Raw genomic sequence first — 17140 nt, 5'->3', positions numbered from 1 at the left:
TATTATAAAAAAACACCCACACTTTCGTGCAGGTGTTCCAACTAACAAAAAAACTCAAAAAGTATCAAAATTTCTTATGATACCGATTAACTGTAATCAGCAGTTAATCTTTCTTGCTAGCAACCAATCAATCAACCTTAATTTGCTTCCCCACAAACTAAGTGTTGACCCCTAAAAATTGTAGGTTACAATTCCTCTAATAAAAAATGGTGTTCCTGGTGTAAAATGAATTTCTTCAACAGACTCTGCTTCGTTTTGTAAACGAGATTCTGTAGCAAACTGAGTTTCATTCCAGTCTACGTCAAATAAGTTTTCTACCATGACACCCAGTGTCACATTCTTCATTCTATAGTTCAGATTAAAATCAAAAACAGAATAGCCCTCTGCTATAATTGAGTTGTCTTCATTAGCTGGCCTGTCATTTAAATATCTAAATCGCAATCCGCCAGAAAACCCATCTAAATTATCTATGGATAAACCACCTGTGAATGTAAAATCTGGTGCTAATGGTATATAATCCTCGCCTTCTGGCTCATCTATGCTTCTAGCATGTGTATACGTTGCATCAGAATCTAAAAACAACCAATCGTTAATCTGATATCTCAATCCTAAATCTATTCCGTAACGTCTTGTTTTACCGCTTGGCTCTACAATACCTGCATCACCTACATAAACAAATTCTTGTTCTAAGAATAAATACCATAATGCCGAGTTAACTACAAGTTTTGGAAACGGTTTCCAAATAGTACCCAAATCCGTTCCGTAAGAACGTGGTAAAATATCTCTTCCTTCATTAGCTACAACAACTCTCGCATCATTAGAATGAAACCCTAAACCAGACTTTAAATATAATTGCAGATTATCTTTAGCATTGTAATAGAAATTTAACTTTGGACTTAAAATGGTCTTCGTTTCAGATTGTGTTTCATAATTGGTCTGTAATGCATCGTTATACATAAACTTGAAATAATCTAAACGCAAAGCTGGTGCTACTCTGAATTTACCAAACTCAAAATCTGCTTTTACAAAGGCATCAATATTAGTTTGATTAATATCGCCTAATTGTATATTTTCTAGAGTTGTGGTTCGGTTTAACGTTCTCGATAATTCTACATCATCAATAATATCATGTCGTAAGCCAAAACCAGATGTTAGATTTAACTCCGTACTTCCTAAAAAGGTTGAATAATTTATCGCTGCATTTGCACCAAAAATCTGTCTATCTTCTTTCTGCTTTATTTGGTCACCATTTACAGGATCTTCTAAAAAGAATGTAAAGTTAGAATACAATTCAAAAGCATATTGAGAGTAGTAAGCGTTAGCCTTTAATGTTGTTTTGTCTGTAATGTATTTATCATACGTAACATTTAAATTGGTTCGAGAGGTTTCACCTCCTTCAGTATCGTCAATTGCGCCAAATCTTGTAATGTTTCCGTTATCAACTTCGCGCTGTGGTATTTGCCCAGAGGCATCCCAACGACTTGTAAAATGTGACGCAGTAAGTGTTAACTTATCATTCTCTGGAGAGTACATGACATATTTTCCAAATAAGTTCAATCGATTAAAATTTTGAGGAGAATCGAAAGGTCCATCTGTGGCTATATACTCCATTGCCAAATAGGCATTTTGATTTTTAGTATTCTCTAACAAATCAAATAAACCTACTGTCCTTAGTGTATTAAATTGTCCAAGAGATAACGACACACTGCTTTCGTCTATGTAATCTTTGGTTTTAAAGTTTACATAACCAGCAGTGTTAAAATCACCTTCTGAAGCGTAGTAAGCGCCTTTACCAAAATCTATTTTATTTACAGTTTCAGGTATTACAAAGTGCAAATCACTATAGCCTTGACCATGTGCGTGAGACACCATATTTACTGGCATTCCATCTACACCAATCGTTACATCTGTGCCGTGGTCTACATCAAACCCTCTAAGAAAAATTTGCTCTGCTTTACCTCCACCAGCATGCTGACCAATAAACAAACCTGGCACTTTCCTTAGTACTTCTTGTGAAGAATTTACTGGTGTGACATTTAAATCTAATCTAGAAATGGTACTCACAGGGTTAAGTTCTTCTCTAATTACCATTTCGTCCAATTGAAATACTTTTTCTTCTAAAACAATATTTAAACCGTTTGTATTTGATACTTGCACAATAGCTGTTTTATAACCCAAAAGTCCAATCTTTAATGAATCTCCTACTTTAGTTTGGCTTATAAAAAACACACCATTTTCTGAGGTATGTGCATGAGATTCTGAATTTAAGTTATAGACATAAGCTGCTTCAAGTGGTTGATTTAATTCATTAAGAACGACTCCTTTAATATTTTGCGCATGCATGTTGTATGCAACACAAATTAATAGGATAAGTAATAGTCTTATGTTTCTCATGATTATAGTTGATTGATTTTAGATTCCATTGTAGGCCCGAGTTCATAGAGACTAGCGACCAACTCATTTTTTAATTCTGAAACTTGATCTGTTTTGCCCATTGCTTTATAGATCTCGGCTATGTGGTACAAAACTGCTGGCTCAAAAGTATGTCCTTCTACATGCTTTTCTATGATTGCATTTGCCTTTTCTATATTTCCTTTTTTAAAATAACTCCAGGCCAATAAGTCATAAGATTGTGGTGTAGGTCTGTTTTCTACCTCAAGTTCTGCTATTTCTATGGCTTTTTCTGGCAGTAACATCTCATCTGTATACACTATTACATTGTAGGTATTATACATGTCACCATAATTTTTGTTTCTAACCATATCATTATAGCGACTAATAGCAGCATATTTGGTCGATTCGTCTTCATTATAATCGGCTATTTCTGCAATTAACAACTCATAATCAGGGGAAGTATAATAGGTCTTTACTGAGTCGATTATATTTTGTGCCATTATAGGGTTACTTTCATAGGAAAAAGTAATCCATGCAATGCCTTTTTTTGCATAAGCATCTGTAGGGTCTAACGCCAAAGTTTTTAAATAAAGATTATACGACTTTTCTATTTCGCCTGCATGACCGTAAAAGTCTGCAAGATTGGTATAAGACCACTGCTTAAGACCTTTTAAGTTAGATGCCTCAGCTATAGCTTTTGCTTTTTCCATATTAACTATAGCGCCTTCTAGATTTCCTCTATGGTCTTCCCATTTTGCCAAGCGAATGAGATAATCAAAATCTGAGGTATTTTTAATTTCCTTCAGGTAAGATTCAGCAGTTAAATAATTTCCTAATTCTAAATGAACATCAAAGAGCATTTTTTGTGTCCCTTTTAATTTATCACCATTTTCTTCAGCTTGTTTAAGTAGGCTTAATGCTTCTTTAAACCGATGCTGAGAAATATAGTTTGAGGCTAAACTTTTTAAGTATGATGTGGTTTTTCCTTTAGTAATTTCAACAGCTTGCTTTAGGTCTTCTTCTGCTTTAATTAGATAACCTACATCTCCAGTAGCGTCAAAAATTGCCGTGTAAGCTGAAGCGCGTTTTCCTAAATATGGATATTGATTTGGGTTTTCTTCAAGCTTATCTGTCCATTGCTGAGCGTTTGCAACAAGCAATGATTTATCTGCTTTTTTAGAAAGGTATTCTGAGTAATCGTTACTATTGGTTACTGTGTTATTACAGCTAAACATCAGTAATATTATAATAAAGGGAAAGGTTTTTTTGAGTATCATGGTTTGCGAGTTTTTGTTGTTAAAAATATTCCTGAAACAGATCCGTAGACCTACTTCAGGAATTAGGTTCAGTATCTTACCAAGGTGAGGCCAAGTAAGGGAAAGACGTTAAAAACGCTTTATCATTGGCATCTACATTGTCATTAGATAATCCTGGGTTTTCAGAGAAGTCCTCTCCCCCAAAAATTAGAAGTAATTCAACAGTTATAACATCATCTGCCAAGGCTCTTCCTGTTAAGACATTTGTACCATCAAAAAATGTTGTTGTACCATCTAAAGAAACATTAAGTACATCTGTTGCCAATAAGCCTGTGAAGGCTCCTGCATCTAAACCTAGAGCATTAGTGTCGCCAGGATTTGCATAAGCCGGACTCAATGCTTCTAAATTATTTTGAAACATAGCCTGAAACGATGCGTTTTGATTTGAAGGTACTGTTGTGTTAAAAGCGTCTTTCATACCAGAAGACACAAATACTGTGTTTACAGCAGGTCTTCCCATTTGGTCTTGCTGCGCGTATGTTCCTGAGAAATCAGGTCCCATTGGCTGAGAAATACTGTCATCATCATTATTACAATTAAATGCCACTAAAGACATTAGCATTGCAATAGCATATAGTTTTATATTATTTTTCATCATCTTAAATTTTAAATTTGTTATTGTCTTCTTTTAGATTCTACCCAAGTATTGATAGTACCTGTACCACCTATCATAGATTTAGGTACCTCAACCACTACAGAAAGCACATTAGTACCTGCAAAGGTGTCTGCACCAGGATTATTAAAACTTGTAGCGTTACCTGCTATGATTTGTCCGTACTGGGCAAAGTCCATAAAAAATGGATCATCTCTTGGGCCTGCAAAGGCCATCATACCACCAGAGCTTTCTACATTAGCCGATTGTCCGTAAGGTGTAATGTCTACAACAAGCTGATTGGTTGCATTAGTTGCAATTGTACTGTTCAATCCAGTTTGAGAAGGTGCAGTTGGTCCAAAAACGTACATTTTACCATCTCTGGCAATAGCCTGGATTACCAAATCTTCTACATTGTCTCCTGTATTATCGATATTAAATTCAATTAATACATTTTCATCAAAAGCTGCATTTTGAGTATCGCTACCAGAACCTAAAAGCCCTTGCACATTTGCGACAAATGCAATATTTGATGTGTTCTCGCCTTGAAAGGCGTAAAAATCTGTGATATCACTAGTACCACCTTGTACAGCAGGAGCATCTATATGATCCGCTGCAATAGCAACAAAAGTTGCAATTGCTACAATTGCTGCTGCCATTAAAAATTTTGTGTTTTTCATAATTTGAGATTTTGTTAATTATTGTGTCTCTATTCTACCTACGGAAAAATGAACAAGGCGGTTTTATATTTTTTTCAAAAAGTTTGAAATGTGGTTGTTTTTTGGAGATAAAAAGTATCTTTATATCCTAATAATATTGCCATGAACCCATCAGCAAAAGGCTGGATAAAAAAACTACTTAAGGACCTATCAGATAATAATCTGGCTGATATTGATACCTTAGATTTTTATAATAAGCTGAGACAAACTGGTTTTATTTATGGCAGTAATATTTCTACTTTAAAATTTATAGATCAGTCTTTTGATTTTACCGAAGAAGAGCGAAGTAAAATAAATCTGCTTCTATGTTTTTATCATATTCATTTAAGTGAAGGGTATTCTAACGATACATTTATAGATAAGCTTGTTAACTATTATAAAACTGTAGGTGAAAACGAACGTTCTTTCTTTGAAGAGCTATTTGGTGAATCGTCTAGCGATAGATTGCTAGAAAAAATGATTCATAAGCGTATTCACATCGATGATAATTTTATTTCTAAAAGTTTCAATTACTTTTTAGTAAATGCCTTGCTATTTATAGATGTATTAGGCTACATTCAGTTTTTAAACGGTAAAAAGGGAAAAGACATTGAAAATTACGTTAACAATTTAGAATCGGCATTGGAGTCTGTAGTCATCTCTGTAATGGACACTAAATCTAACAAGTCTGATTACGATGAAAATTTAATGAAGCTTTTTGAAAGCTCTATGCGACAAAAAGACACAGACATTAACACCTATGATGATGTAATTAAATTAATAAATCACCCTTTAGAAAAGCAATACCTTGTCGATCTTGTCTGTATGGCTTCGTGGAGTGATAAGGTTATAGATTCTGCTGAACAGGATTTTCTTAATAAAATGAAAGATGATCTCAACTTGGAACAAAAGGTCATTGATAAATCTATTGAATCTATAAATTCATTTTATGATAAGCATAAAGAAGAAGTTGCATTTTTAAGCTCAAAAAACTTGGCTCAAAGTTTTTATGATAACAGTAGCAAACTGGTATCTAAGCTCGTAAACCGCAACAAAAAGCGTCTTTTAAAAGAATTGTCTGAGAGTAAAGAGGCAATGAAACTACTAACCGCTTCAACTTACAGAACACTCAATGACGAAGAGCAAAAAAAGATACAACAACAGCTGCTAGATATTTTTAAATCTATACCAAGTTTGGCTATTTTTATGCTACCTGGTGGTGCTATTTTATTACCGCTTTTTGTGAAAATTATTCCAAAATTATTGCCTTCTGCTTTTGATGATAATAGAATTGAAGAGGAAAACTAACCTCTACTCTAGCCAATTTTTAAAATCCTTTACGCGCTCTCTTGCTACAATAATTTCTTGCTCATTGAAGTGACTGAGCTTAATTTGCAATCTAGAGTTGGTATAGCTAATGATATCTTTTATGGCATTAATGTTCACATAAAATTTTCGGCTTACCCTAAAGAACACATGTGGCTCCAACTCATCTTCAAGTTGATCTAAAGTTAAGTCTAAAAGGTAATTCCTGCCTTCATTCGTATAAGCATAAGTCCCTTTATTTTCACTATAGATGCATTCTATATCTTCAATATTAATAAGCTTTAAATGTTGCCCAACTTTTACCGAAAAACGCTTCTTATACTCACGTTCAATAGGATTTACTAATAATTTTTTAATATCGTTAAAGTCTAACGTAACAGATTGCTTTTGAGGTGTTCTTCCTTTAAATTTATTTACCGCAACTCTTAAATCATCATCATCAATTGGTTTTAAAAGGTAATCTATACTATTAAGTTTAAAAGCCTGCAGCGCATATTCATCATAAGCCGTGGTAAAAATTACAACAGAATTAATATCCAAGGTTTCAAAAATCTCAAAAGACAAACCGTCGCTCAATTGTATATCTAAAAAGATTAAGTCTGGATGCTCGTTGTTTTGAAACCATTCTAAAGATTCTTCAACCGAATGCAGCATCGTTTCTGCTTCAATATCCAAGGATTTTAGCATACGCTGTAGTCGTCTTGCTGATGGTTTTTCGTCTTCTATAATAATTACCTTCATCTTGTATTTTTTCTTCTAAATTAGTTTTTAGTACAATTAGCTATAGACTGTTTACTGCTACTGATACAACAGCTAACTAAAAATCACTCCCAATTGCGTTCTTCCTTGTCCATAAACTCTTTAAGCTTACGCTTTTCCCAGTCCTTACCAAAAAAGAAATCGGGTCCAAAAACTCCTATAAAATGAAATATTAATCCTATTCCCCAAAAAACTGCAGTGGCATATGGACCAAAACCTCTGAAACCTTGGTCTGAATAAAGTCCTATGAGCAATATTAAAAATAGATTAACGACAATGTAAACTGCCAAATGCCAGTAAAACCCAATTAAGGCATCTACCTTTTTTTTAGCTCTTAAATAAGCTTCTTCCTTTCTGAAATCTGAAATTTCGTCTTTATCTTTATAAGGTTCTAAACTATATTTTTCCATGTTCTTAGTTTATTAATATGAGTCATCAGACAATTCTTTTTTCATGTATTCTTCTATCTTTCGTTCTTCCCATTTAGCACCAAACTTAATTGACAGAAAATGTAGAATTAGAAATACTCCCCAAATAGTCCAGGAACTCAAAACGTTAATGGTTAAAAACTCATTAACAAAGCTGTCCCAGCTATTAAAATCTCCCCAAACTTTGACTACAGTAAGTACTGTATTTACCAAAAAGTATATAACAAGGTGTGTGTAAAACCCTTTCTCTTTCTCAACTCTGCGCTTTGCTTTTATGTAATTTAAATTCTGATCTTTCATGACTTTTTATTTTTTAATTCCAACGATTTTTATCGTCCTCCTCACGCATGTATTTCTCGATTTTGCGCTGTTCCCACTTAGCACCTAATGCGCCATTATCTACATATACGCGATAGGCTTGGAACACTAAACTAATTCCCCATCCAAATATTGGAAACCAAAACCACTGTATGGTGTGTTGCGAATATCTATACCATATAAAGATTAAAAACGGTATAATAAATACATACGATATTAAGCTATAATAGAAAGCTTTTAACTCATCTACACGCTTGCGAGCCCTAACATAATCCTCGTTAAGACGCTCTTTTGATTTTTGTGCTGTTCTCATGATTGATACTTGTTTTGTGAGCATTGGAATTGCAACTACAAAATCCTTCTCTCTTTGATTGATGTAAACTTTTCGTTCTGTAAGAAGCTGATAGCGCTGCTTTATGTTTTCTAAACCAACTCCACTACTCTTCTTTACAATTTGCTTTGGTTGAAGATTATTCATCACTACTAAATGATTCCCATCTTCGTATATTTTAATATGCAATGGTTTACTCGAGGTTACCATATTATGTTTTACCGCATTTTCTAATAACAGTTGCAAGGACAAAGGCACTACCTTACTTTCAGGGTTTGAAGCCTTGTCTGGTATTTCAAAAATAATGCTGTCTTCAAATCGCATTTTTAAAAGCGACATGTACGTTCTGGCAAAATTCAATTCTTCGTCAACTGTGACTAGCTCTTTATTTTTTTGCTCAAGAACATAACGATATACTTTAGATAATGCTGTTGTAAACTTCTGTGCGCTATCCGGATTTTCTTCAATTAAACTGGTCAATACATTGAGACTGTTAAACAGAAAATGCGGATCTAACTGATTCTTTAAAGCGTCGAACTTGGCACTGGCAGCACCAGCGATTACTTTTTGCTCTTTTATTTTATTCTTTTGAAAACGGTTGTAGAAGTATATAATGTAAAACACCGTTACGATAGATAGTGTAATCCACAACCCAAATGAATACCCATACCAAGTTTCAGTTTCTATAAAATGATCTAAAGAATCTCCAAATATTACAACCTCAACAAATACTCTAAGAATAAAAATGGTTATGAGTGTTACCACTGTACTACAAAATATACCAACCAAAAAACGTTTAACAATATCATAGGTTTTATAACTACGCTTCTTAAGGTATACGAAAACCACAGTATTGACATAAGTAATGACAAAAGTATAGAGCTGATATATGCCAAAGTAGATTAAAAACTGATTAACACTTTTAAAATCAAAACCATTGGACATGTAAGTGCCTATAAGGAATACTACACATCCTATAATAAAGGTGGTTAAAAAACTTTTTACTGACTTTGACATAAAATCTGAAATAATTTATTCTTTACACACTGTTAATACTTCTTTAGCTCGTTCTTTTCCCCAATTAGGATGAAAATCGCTCTCTGGCTTAAAGGTATCAAATAGTTTTATTGACGCTTCAATTTCGCCGCAGAATGGTTCTGTATCCTGGCCAAAGTATTTAGCGCTTCCCATTCCCCAATCTGCTTTACAAAAGGCAGCTCTAGGATTTGTTGGGTCTAATTTTACAGCTTTGGCATATAGTTCGGCAACCTTACCAGCATACTTCATTCCGTAAGTTGCACCGTCGTAGGCGACCCAATTTGTATATACCTGAGCTTGCATTACCAACAATTCTGCATTGCTCTCCGTCTTGGACATTGCAATGTCTAAATGATCTTGTGCTTTTCCTAATTGTGCTTTTAGTATGGTTTCGTCCTTTTCGTCCCAACTTTTTAAGCTGTTTATCTGGGCGATATAATAGTTGGGCAACCACTCGTCTTCTTCAGCTTTGGCTATTCTTTCAAACATATTTTCGGCTTCATCCAATTTATCAGACTCCCAAAGTTCAAAGGCTTTAGTCATTCCTTTTTCAAAATTGGTTTGTGCTTGCGTTAGCCCAGTAAAGACTACTATTGCAATAAATACTACCTTTCTCATAATTAAAGTCTTATGGTTATTGTTTTATTTGTTTTTAAATCAAATTTAGCATCTTTCCATTTCGGTGGACCCATAAAGCCCTTAGCATTGTTAGAGCAACCATAATCTTCTTTAGGAATACCTACAAAATTACTATCTAACTTTCCGTTATCGTTTTCATCATGAAAAATAGAAACCGCATAAGTGCCTTCTGGTATCTCCTTAAAGGTTACAGTACAGCTTTTATTAGTAATGCTACTTATTACACCTTTGTAGGATTTGTCTAAAAAATCAGTTTCTGAATCATAGACTGCAATAAACATTTTTCCGTCATTATTGGCTACGTCTTCAACTTGTACTGTTAAGCTAAAAACCTCTTGTGCATTTATATGAGCAGATATGATGCTGATGATGATAATAACTGCGAATTTTACTATTGTATTCATAATGTTTTAAATATCTATAGCAGAACTTGATGTAATGCCAAAATGTTGAAACAAATATCCTTAATAACACTTGTTTTTAAAAATACGAATTACCGAATTGTATGTTTTTGATGATGAATTGTAGTTTTATAAACATCTTTTTTTTAAGTGAATGATTAGTCATAAAGTTTTACTTATGATGATAGAAAAAATTTGTCAAAAAATAACTGTTAAGAATTAATAATTTACTTGCACACAAATAAATATTCATAGCCCAATAAGAAAATTATGGTTACCATTCCATTATAGATGAATAAATAGTATATGTTTAATTTATGTCATAGTCATTAAACTTTCAGCGATAAAAAAATGTTACTCCTCATCGCAAACCAAGTTCTGGGATACAGCTCTTACGACTATGACAGAATCATAGGGAAAATGGGGAAACTTACATCAAGACTGTTCTCTTTATAATCCAAAAAAAAGACCATCCTTACAGACGGTCTTTTCAATTTTATATAAAGTGTTTTGTCTTAAAACATCTCTCTACCAGAGAAGTGAAACGCACCTTCAATAGCAGCGTTATCATCACTATCACTACCATGTACCGCGTTTTCACTTATAGAATCAGCATACATTTTACGGATAGTACCTTCTGCAGCATCCGCAGGATTTGTAGCACCAATTAAAGTTCTAAAATCTTCAACAGCGTTGTCTTTTTCTAAAATAGCTGCTACGATTGGGCCACGCGTCATGTACTCAACCAATTCACCAAAAAATGGACGCTCCTTATGGATTCCGTAGAATTCCTCGGCATCTGCCTTTGTCATTTGAGTTAACTTCATTGCTACGATTCTAAATCCTGAAGCTGTAATTTTTTCTAATATTGCGCCAATGTGTCCTTTTTCAACAGCATCTGGCTTTAACATTGTAAATGTTCTGTTAGTTGCCATTTGTAATTTTTTAATTGGGTGCAAAAGTAATGCATTTCTTTAATTTATCAAGCCTTGCCAATAATTAATGGCTAATGTTTAATGATTAATTAACAAAGTCTTTTGTCAGTTCGAGTGAATTTTATGACGATAGGAATAAAATTTGTATCGAGAACCTTTTAGATAACAAAACTTCTCGATAAAGTTCTAGCTCATAATACTTCTCGATAAAATTCTTCGTACCTCAGAATCACTCGAAGTGACGCAACGCTTTAGAATCAAACCTCAATCGTCAGTTCGAGTGATTTGTGAGTGAGCGAGCAAATAGTATCGAGAACCAATTAACCATAAAATCACTCGAGCTGACGTAGCCAATCATTCCTGCGTAGGCAGGAATCTATTCTACAAACTATTATTAGATTCTGCATCACACTTCGAATGCACTCGGTCGGACAGTGCGGAATAAGAACGATTCTTAATTTCATATTAAAAACGTTTTCAAAAACACTAAAAATTGTAAATTCGCTTCCTATGATTAAAACACAAATTGCAGAACTAAAAACACTACTTAGTACACCACAAGACATTGTGATTGTGCCACATAAAAATCCAGATGGTGATGCTATGGGTTCTACCTTAGGCTTGTATCATTACTTAAAAGCCTATAATCATCAAGTAACCGTTGTTGCTCCTAACGATTATCCAGATTTTTTAAAGTGGTTACCAGAAAATGACAGCATTTTAATCTTTGAGTCTCAGCAAGAACAATGCGAAGCATTAATCAACAAAGCGCAGCTTATTTTCACTTTAGACTTTAATGCTTTTCATCGTGCTGGTGATATGGCATTACCTTTAGAACAGTCATCGGCTACCAAAATTATGATAGATCACCATCAGCAACCCGATGACTATGCAAAGTACACCTACTCCGATGTGAGTATGTCTTCTACCTGCGAAATGGTTTACAACTTTATTGAAATGTTAGGCGATTTAGACAAAATAAATAGTGCCATTGCAACCTGTTTATACACAGGCATTATGACAGATACTGGCTCATTTCGTTTTCCGTCAACCACAAGTAGAACACATGAAGTTATCGGCGACTTAATGAAGCGTGGTGCTAAGAATTCAGATATTCACAATAACATCTACGATACTAATAGTTATAGTCGTTTGCAACTTTTAGGTAGAGCCTTACAAAATTTAAAGGTCATACCAGAATTACGCACAGCGTATATCACTTTATCTCAAGCTGAATTGGATGAATTCAACTTTAAAAAAGGCGACACCGAAGGTTTTGTTAACTATGGATTATCTTTAAAGGATATCATATTTGCAGCAATCTTCATTGAAAATCAGCAAGAAGGTATCGTAAAAATATCTTTACGCAGTAAAGGAACGTTTTCTGTAAATGAATTTTCGAGAGCACATTTTAATGGCGGAGGCCATACTAATGCTGCTGGAGGACGCAGTGAAGACAGCTTAGAAACTACGATTGAGAAATTTATTAGTATATTACCACAATATAAAAATGAATTGTCCCAGTAATGAAACACCTACTCTACATACTAATTGCGGCTTTTATTTTGGTGGGTTGTAAATCGCCCGAAGCCAGAATGCCAGAAACGGTACAGTCTGGTTCTTTCCTTAAAGAATCGGCAGAGCGCAACAAAAAACTAAACGAAAAAGAGCAAGAGATTATTCAAACAATTATAAAAAATAATCCAGATAAAGACTATATCGCCTCAGAAAGTGGGTTTTGGTACTACTACAATACCAAAGCTGAAAAAGATACTATTCAACCAGATTTTGGCGACATTATTAATTTTGAATACAATGTGTCTGACCTTAGCGGAAATGAAATCTACACAACTGCAGAAAGAACGTATGTAATGGATAAGCAAGAGCTTTTTACTGGTTTGCGTGAAGGTTTAAAACTTATGACTGCAGGAGATGAAATAACGTTTATCTTTCCATCACAAAAAGCATACGGCTACTATGGTGATGAAAATAGAATAGGAACAAATGTTCCATTAATTTGCGAAGTAACTTTAAAAACTATAACCCAAGAAAATGATTAAAAAAGCACTTACAACGTTTATAATATTAGTTGTATTGGCAAATATCTCTTGCCAAGAGAAATATCCAAATTTAGAAGATGGACTTTATGCTGAATTTGTTACCAATAAAGGTACAATGATTGCCAAACTACATTATGATAAAGTACCTGTGACAGTAGCAAATTTTGTCGCTTTAGCCGAAGGTAATCATCCCATGGTAAAAGAAGAATATAAAGGAAAACGCTATTATGATAGTATTACTTTTCACAGAGTGGTAAACAATTTTATGATTCAAGGTGGAGATCCTACTGCTTCAGGAATGGGAGATCCTGGTTATAAATTTCCGGATGAATTTCATCCAGATTTAAAGCACGATAAGCCTGGTGTTTTATCAATGGCAAATCCTGGTAGAGATGCCAACGGAAGTCAGTTCTTTATTATGGAAAAAGAATGGCCAAGTTTAGATAACAGACATGCTGTTTTCGGACAGGTTATTGAAGGCATGGATGTACATGACTCCATTTCTAATGTAAAGGTGATTAATCCTCAAGCTAGAAATCACAAGCCTGTTGAAGATGTTGTTATTACTAAGCTTAACATCATAAGAAAAGGAAAAGAGGCTAAATTTTTTGATGCTCCAAAAGTGTTTGAAGAAGAAATGCCAAAAATGTTAGAAAAAAGAAAACAACAAGAAGCTGAAGCCAAGAAAAAAGCTGAAGAACTAGCTCAAAAAGCTAAAGAAGAATGGCTTAAGAAAAATGAATCTATGGATGGTCGTCGTATAGATTCTCCTACTGGAATGGCTATGATTTTCACACACGAAAGTGATGGTGTGCAACCAAAGTCTACAGATCGTGTAAATATTGATTGTGCTGGTTATTTTGAAAACGGAGAGTTATTCTGGACCACTTGGGAAGAAGTTGCTAAGAAAAATGGTAAGTTAGACGAGAGACAAGCGCAAGCAGGACAGTATAAACCTTTTACAATGCCTTATAATGAAACTGCAAGTTTAGTTGCTGGTTTTAGGGAAGCCATGCTAAACATGAAAGTTGGTGATAAAGCAAGAGTATTTATACCTTACTATTTAGGTTATGGAGATACTGGTAGAGCGCCTTTAATTCCACCAAAAACAAACTTAGTTTTTGATATAGAGATTGCAAGTATTGCTGAATAAGTAAACCATAATAAGAGATAAAAAAAGGCAACTGGTCACTGAGCGTAGTCGAAGTGTAGTTGCCTTTTTGTTTTTATAAGCCATGATGAGATGCTGAAACAACACTTCGACAAGCTCAGTGTGACAGTTCAGCATGACAAATACATTTTAATCTTTCTTAGGAATATTTTTCAAAATCTCTAAAACAAATTCCCAGTACTTCTGTGCTGATGAAATCTGAGCACGTTCATCTGGTGAGTGAGCACCTTTAATATTTGGCCCAAAACTAATCATGTCCATTTCTGGATAATTTTGTCCAAGAATACCACATTCCAAACCTGCATGACAAGCTGCTACATGAGGTTTTTCACCATTATTAAGACGTTCGTAAATTGGCACCATTACTTTTAAAATAGCAGAATCCATATTTGGTGCCCAACCTGGATAACTTCCTGAGAATTCAACCTCACAACCTGTTAACTCAAAAGTTGCGCGAAGTGTATTAGCTAAATCCCATTTAGAACTTTCTACAGAACTACGCGTCAAACATCCAATTTTCACTGCTCCATCTTTTACAATAACTCTGGCAATATTATTAGAAGTTTCTACCAAATCTTTAATGTCCGGACTCATTCTATAAACACCATTTAAAGCAGCATATAAAGCTCTTGTTAATCCTTCTTGCACACCTAAATCCATGATTTTTTCTGGTGTTTCAGATTTAGAAATTTTTATTTCTAAGTCTGGTTCCATGGTTTTATATTCATGCTTAATGGTACCTGCCAAAGTTTTCATTTCAGTTTCAAAAGTTGCTTCGTTAACAGCATCAATAGCAACAACTGCTTTACTTTCTCTTGGGATAGCATTACGTAAACTACCTCCATCAATTTCAGAAATACGTAAACCATAGTTTTCAAAACTATCAAATAATAATCGGTTCATTAACTTGTTTGCATTACCTAAACCTTCATGGATTTGCATACCTGAGTGACCTCCTTGCAAACCTTTCACTTCAATGGTGTAACCAATTTTAAACTCTGGTGTTTCCTCTTCATTGTATGTTCGAGTAGCAGTAACATCTACTCCACCTGCACAACCAACACCAATTTCATCATCTTCTTCGGTATCTAAATTCAATAGTATTTCACCATTAAGCAAACCGCCTTTAAGTCCCATGGCTCCAGTCATACCAGTTTCTTCATCTATGGTAAACAAAGCCTCTAAAGCAGGATGCGCAATACTATCACTTTCTAAAATGGCCATAATTGTAGCAACACCAAGACCGTTATCTGCACCAAGCGTTGTCCCTTTTGCCTTTACCCAATCTCCATCTATGTACATATCGATACCTTGTGTATCAAAATCAAAAACCGTATCGTTATTTTTTTGATGCACCATATCTAAATGCGATTGCATAACTATAGCTTTTCGGTCTTCCATTCCTGCTGTTGCAGGCTTTCTGATGATGACGTTACCAACCTCATCTTCTATAGTTTCTAACCCTAAGTTTTCACCAAAATCCTTCATGAACTTTATAACACGTTCTTCCTTTTTTGAAGGACGAGGTACTGCATTAAGATCTGCAAATTTGTTCCATAGTGCCTTTGGTTCAAGGCTTCTTATATCTTGACTCATATTCATTATTTTTACTGTTTACAAAAGTAACCAAACTAAAACTATTTCTTACTTTTGATTCATGCTGAAAAACAAAAAACTCATCATTGCACTTTTCTTGATTGTTCAGATAGTTGCTATTCAAATCTTAAAGCAATTCCCCGAATTTGTTGAGCAATTTTATAGTAATGGTGTTTATGTTTTTATCTCTAAATTAATGCGTTATGCTTTTGGTTGGTTGCCATTTTCAGTAGGTGATGTGTTTTATACTTTAGCTTGTATTTATATAATTCGCTGGATTATCATTAACCGAAAACGCATTTATAAGGACACCAAAAACTGGTTATTAGACATTTTAGCAACCTTATCCTTGGCTTATTTTGCGTTTCATATGTTATGGGCTTTTAATTACTATAGACTTCCTCTCTATAAGTCATTACACCTTGAAGCTGAATACACCACAGATCAATTAGTCAATTTCACAAAACGATTGATTGAAAAATCAAATGAAATTCATAATCAATTAGCCCTAAACGATTCAACAAAAGTGGACATGCCTTTTACCAAATCTGAGGTTTTTGATATGGTAAAAGACAGTTACAAAACATTGTCTGAAACCTATCCGCATTTAGATTATAATCCTGTAAGTATTAAAAAATCAATTTACAGCACACCATTAACTTACATGGGATTTTCAGGGTATTTGAATCCTTTTACTAATGAAGCACAAGTTGATGGATTAATTCCAACCTACAAATTTCCAACCACATCGTGCCATGAAGTTGCACATCAATTGGGCTATGCGGCAGAAAATGAAGCTAATTTTATTGGTTGTTTGGCCGCTATCCATAACAAAGATCTTCATTTTAAATATTCTGGTTACACCTTTGGATTGCGTTACTGTTTGGTAGAAATTTTTAAACGCGATAAAGATTTATACTACGAGATTCTTGCTACAGTAAATAAAGGCATTTTAATGAATTACCAAGAAGTTCAAGACTTTTGGAGATCTTACGAAAACCCAATTGAACCTGTTTTTGAAAAAACCTTCGACAATTTCTTAAAAGCAAATAATCAAGCCGACGGCATGAAAAGCTACAGTTACGTTGTGGCTTTACTGGTTAACTACTTCGAAAACCAGTCACTATAAACGTTAAAA

The 17140-nt window shown here is 34.3% G+C and carries 17 protein-coding genes; 5 read left to right on the top strand and 12 right to left on the bottom strand.

Annotated features, from left to right (window positions below; genetic code table 11):
* Positions 1 to 171 precede the first annotated feature (171 nt).
* The 4 genes from FC091_RS08405 to FC091_RS08390 form a co-directional block, all read right to left on the bottom strand.
* Positions 172 to 2394 carry a TonB-dependent receptor gene (locus FC091_RS08405; protein WP_171032494.1) on the bottom strand — a complete coding sequence of 741 codons (2223 nt, stop codon included), beginning with the start codon at positions 2392 to 2394 and terminating at the stop codon, positions 172 to 174.
* Positions 2395 to 2396: 2 nt separating this feature from the next.
* Positions 2397 to 3671, bottom strand: a complete 1275-nt coding sequence (locus FC091_RS08400) for a tetratricopeptide repeat protein (RefSeq protein WP_138433831.1) — start codon at positions 3669 to 3671, stop codon at positions 2397 to 2399.
* Positions 3672 to 3747: 76 nt separating this feature from the next.
* Entirely contained in the window at positions 3748 to 4308 is a 561-nt protein-coding gene (locus tag FC091_RS15375) for a DUF4331 family protein (RefSeq protein ID WP_171032493.1), read from the bottom strand.
* Positions 4309 to 4325: 17 nt separating this feature from the next.
* Positions 4326 to 4982, bottom strand: a complete 657-nt coding sequence (locus tag FC091_RS08390) for a DUF4331 family protein (RefSeq protein WP_138433829.1) — start codon at positions 4980 to 4982, stop codon at positions 4326 to 4328.
* A gap of 141 nt (positions 4983 to 5123) precedes the next feature.
* Between FC091_RS08390 and FC091_RS08385 the strand changes: the two genes are divergently transcribed.
* Positions 5124 to 6308, top strand: a complete 1185-nt coding sequence (locus tag FC091_RS08385; RefSeq protein ID WP_138433828.1) for an LETM1-related biofilm-associated protein — start codon at positions 5124 to 5126, stop codon at positions 6306 to 6308.
* A 3-nt stretch (positions 6309 to 6311) separates the two neighbouring features.
* Here FC091_RS08385 and FC091_RS08380 read toward each other — a convergent pair whose 3' ends face one another.
* The 7 genes from FC091_RS08380 to FC091_RS08350 form a co-directional block, all read right to left on the bottom strand.
* Positions 6312 to 7067 carry a LytR/AlgR family response regulator transcription factor gene (locus FC091_RS08380; RefSeq protein ID WP_138433827.1) on the bottom strand — a complete coding sequence of 252 codons (756 nt, stop codon included), beginning with the start codon at positions 7065 to 7067 and terminating at the stop codon, positions 6312 to 6314.
* A gap of 83 nt (positions 7068 to 7150) precedes the next feature.
* Positions 7151 to 7495, bottom strand: coding sequence for a 2TM domain-containing protein (locus tag FC091_RS08375; protein ID WP_138433826.1), 345 nt, complete (start codon positions 7493 to 7495; stop codon positions 7151 to 7153).
* 12 nt (positions 7496 to 7507) lie between these two features.
* Positions 7508 to 7813 (bottom strand): 2TM domain-containing protein, encoded by a 306-nt coding sequence (locus tag FC091_RS08370; protein ID WP_138433825.1) that lies wholly within the window; start codon positions 7811 to 7813, stop codon positions 7508 to 7510.
* 13 nt (positions 7814 to 7826) lie between these two features.
* Positions 7827 to 9179 (bottom strand): histidine kinase, encoded by a 1353-nt coding sequence (locus tag FC091_RS08365; protein WP_138433824.1) that lies wholly within the window; start codon positions 9177 to 9179, stop codon positions 7827 to 7829.
* Between the two features lie 15 nt (positions 9180 to 9194).
* A complete protein-coding gene (locus FC091_RS08360; protein WP_138433823.1) occupies positions 9195 to 9818 on the bottom strand; it encodes a hypothetical protein in 624 nt (207 codons plus the stop codon).
* A gap of 2 nt (positions 9819 to 9820) precedes the next feature.
* Positions 9821 to 10243: a DUF2141 domain-containing protein gene (locus FC091_RS08355; RefSeq protein ID WP_138433822.1), complete on the bottom strand. Its 423-nt coding sequence runs from the start codon at positions 10241 to 10243 to the stop codon at positions 9821 to 9823.
* Positions 10244 to 10755: 512 nt separating this feature from the next.
* A complete protein-coding gene (locus FC091_RS08350; protein ID WP_138433821.1) occupies positions 10756 to 11175 on the bottom strand; it encodes a nucleoside-diphosphate kinase in 420 nt (139 codons plus the stop codon).
* A gap of 510 nt (positions 11176 to 11685) precedes the next feature.
* On the opposite strand from FC091_RS08350, the gene FC091_RS08345 reads away from it, so the two are divergent.
* From FC091_RS08345 to FC091_RS08335, 3 genes are read left to right on the top strand one after another with little or no spacing between them, the layout of a single operon-like run.
* On the top strand, positions 11686 to 12702 hold the full coding sequence (locus FC091_RS08345; RefSeq protein WP_138433820.1) for a DHH family phosphoesterase: 1017 nt from the start codon (positions 11686 to 11688) through the stop codon (positions 12700 to 12702).
* A complete protein-coding gene (gldI, locus tag FC091_RS08340; protein ID WP_138433819.1) occupies positions 12702 to 13235 on the top strand; it encodes a gliding motility-associated peptidyl-prolyl isomerase GldI in 534 nt (177 codons plus the stop codon). Before FC091_RS08345 ends, gldI begins: the two co-directional genes overlap by 1 nt.
* Entirely contained in the window at positions 13228 to 14388 is a 1161-nt protein-coding gene (locus tag FC091_RS08335) for a peptidylprolyl isomerase (protein WP_138433818.1), read from the top strand. The genes gldI and FC091_RS08335 overlap by 8 nt, the downstream gene beginning before the upstream one ends.
* Before the next feature lie 147 nt (positions 14389 to 14535).
* Here the strand turns inward: FC091_RS08335 and FC091_RS08330 are convergent, their stop codons facing one another.
* On the bottom strand, positions 14536 to 16002 hold the full coding sequence (locus FC091_RS08330; RefSeq protein ID WP_138433817.1) for an aminoacyl-histidine dipeptidase: 1467 nt from the start codon (positions 16000 to 16002) through the stop codon (positions 14536 to 14538).
* Between the two features lie 61 nt (positions 16003 to 16063).
* On the opposite strand from FC091_RS08330, the gene FC091_RS08325 reads away from it, so the two are divergent.
* Positions 16064 to 17131 (top strand): DUF3810 domain-containing protein, encoded by a 1068-nt coding sequence (locus FC091_RS08325; RefSeq protein WP_138433816.1) that lies wholly within the window; start codon positions 16064 to 16066, stop codon positions 17129 to 17131.
* Positions 17132 to 17140: the final 9 nt, after the last annotated feature.

The sequence above is a fragment of the Winogradskyella algicola genome, assembly GCF_005869935.1.
Classification (GTDB): domain Bacteria; phylum Bacteroidota; class Bacteroidia; order Flavobacteriales; family Flavobacteriaceae; genus Winogradskyella; species Winogradskyella algicola.
This window is presented reverse-complemented; position numbering and strand designations above follow the sequence as displayed.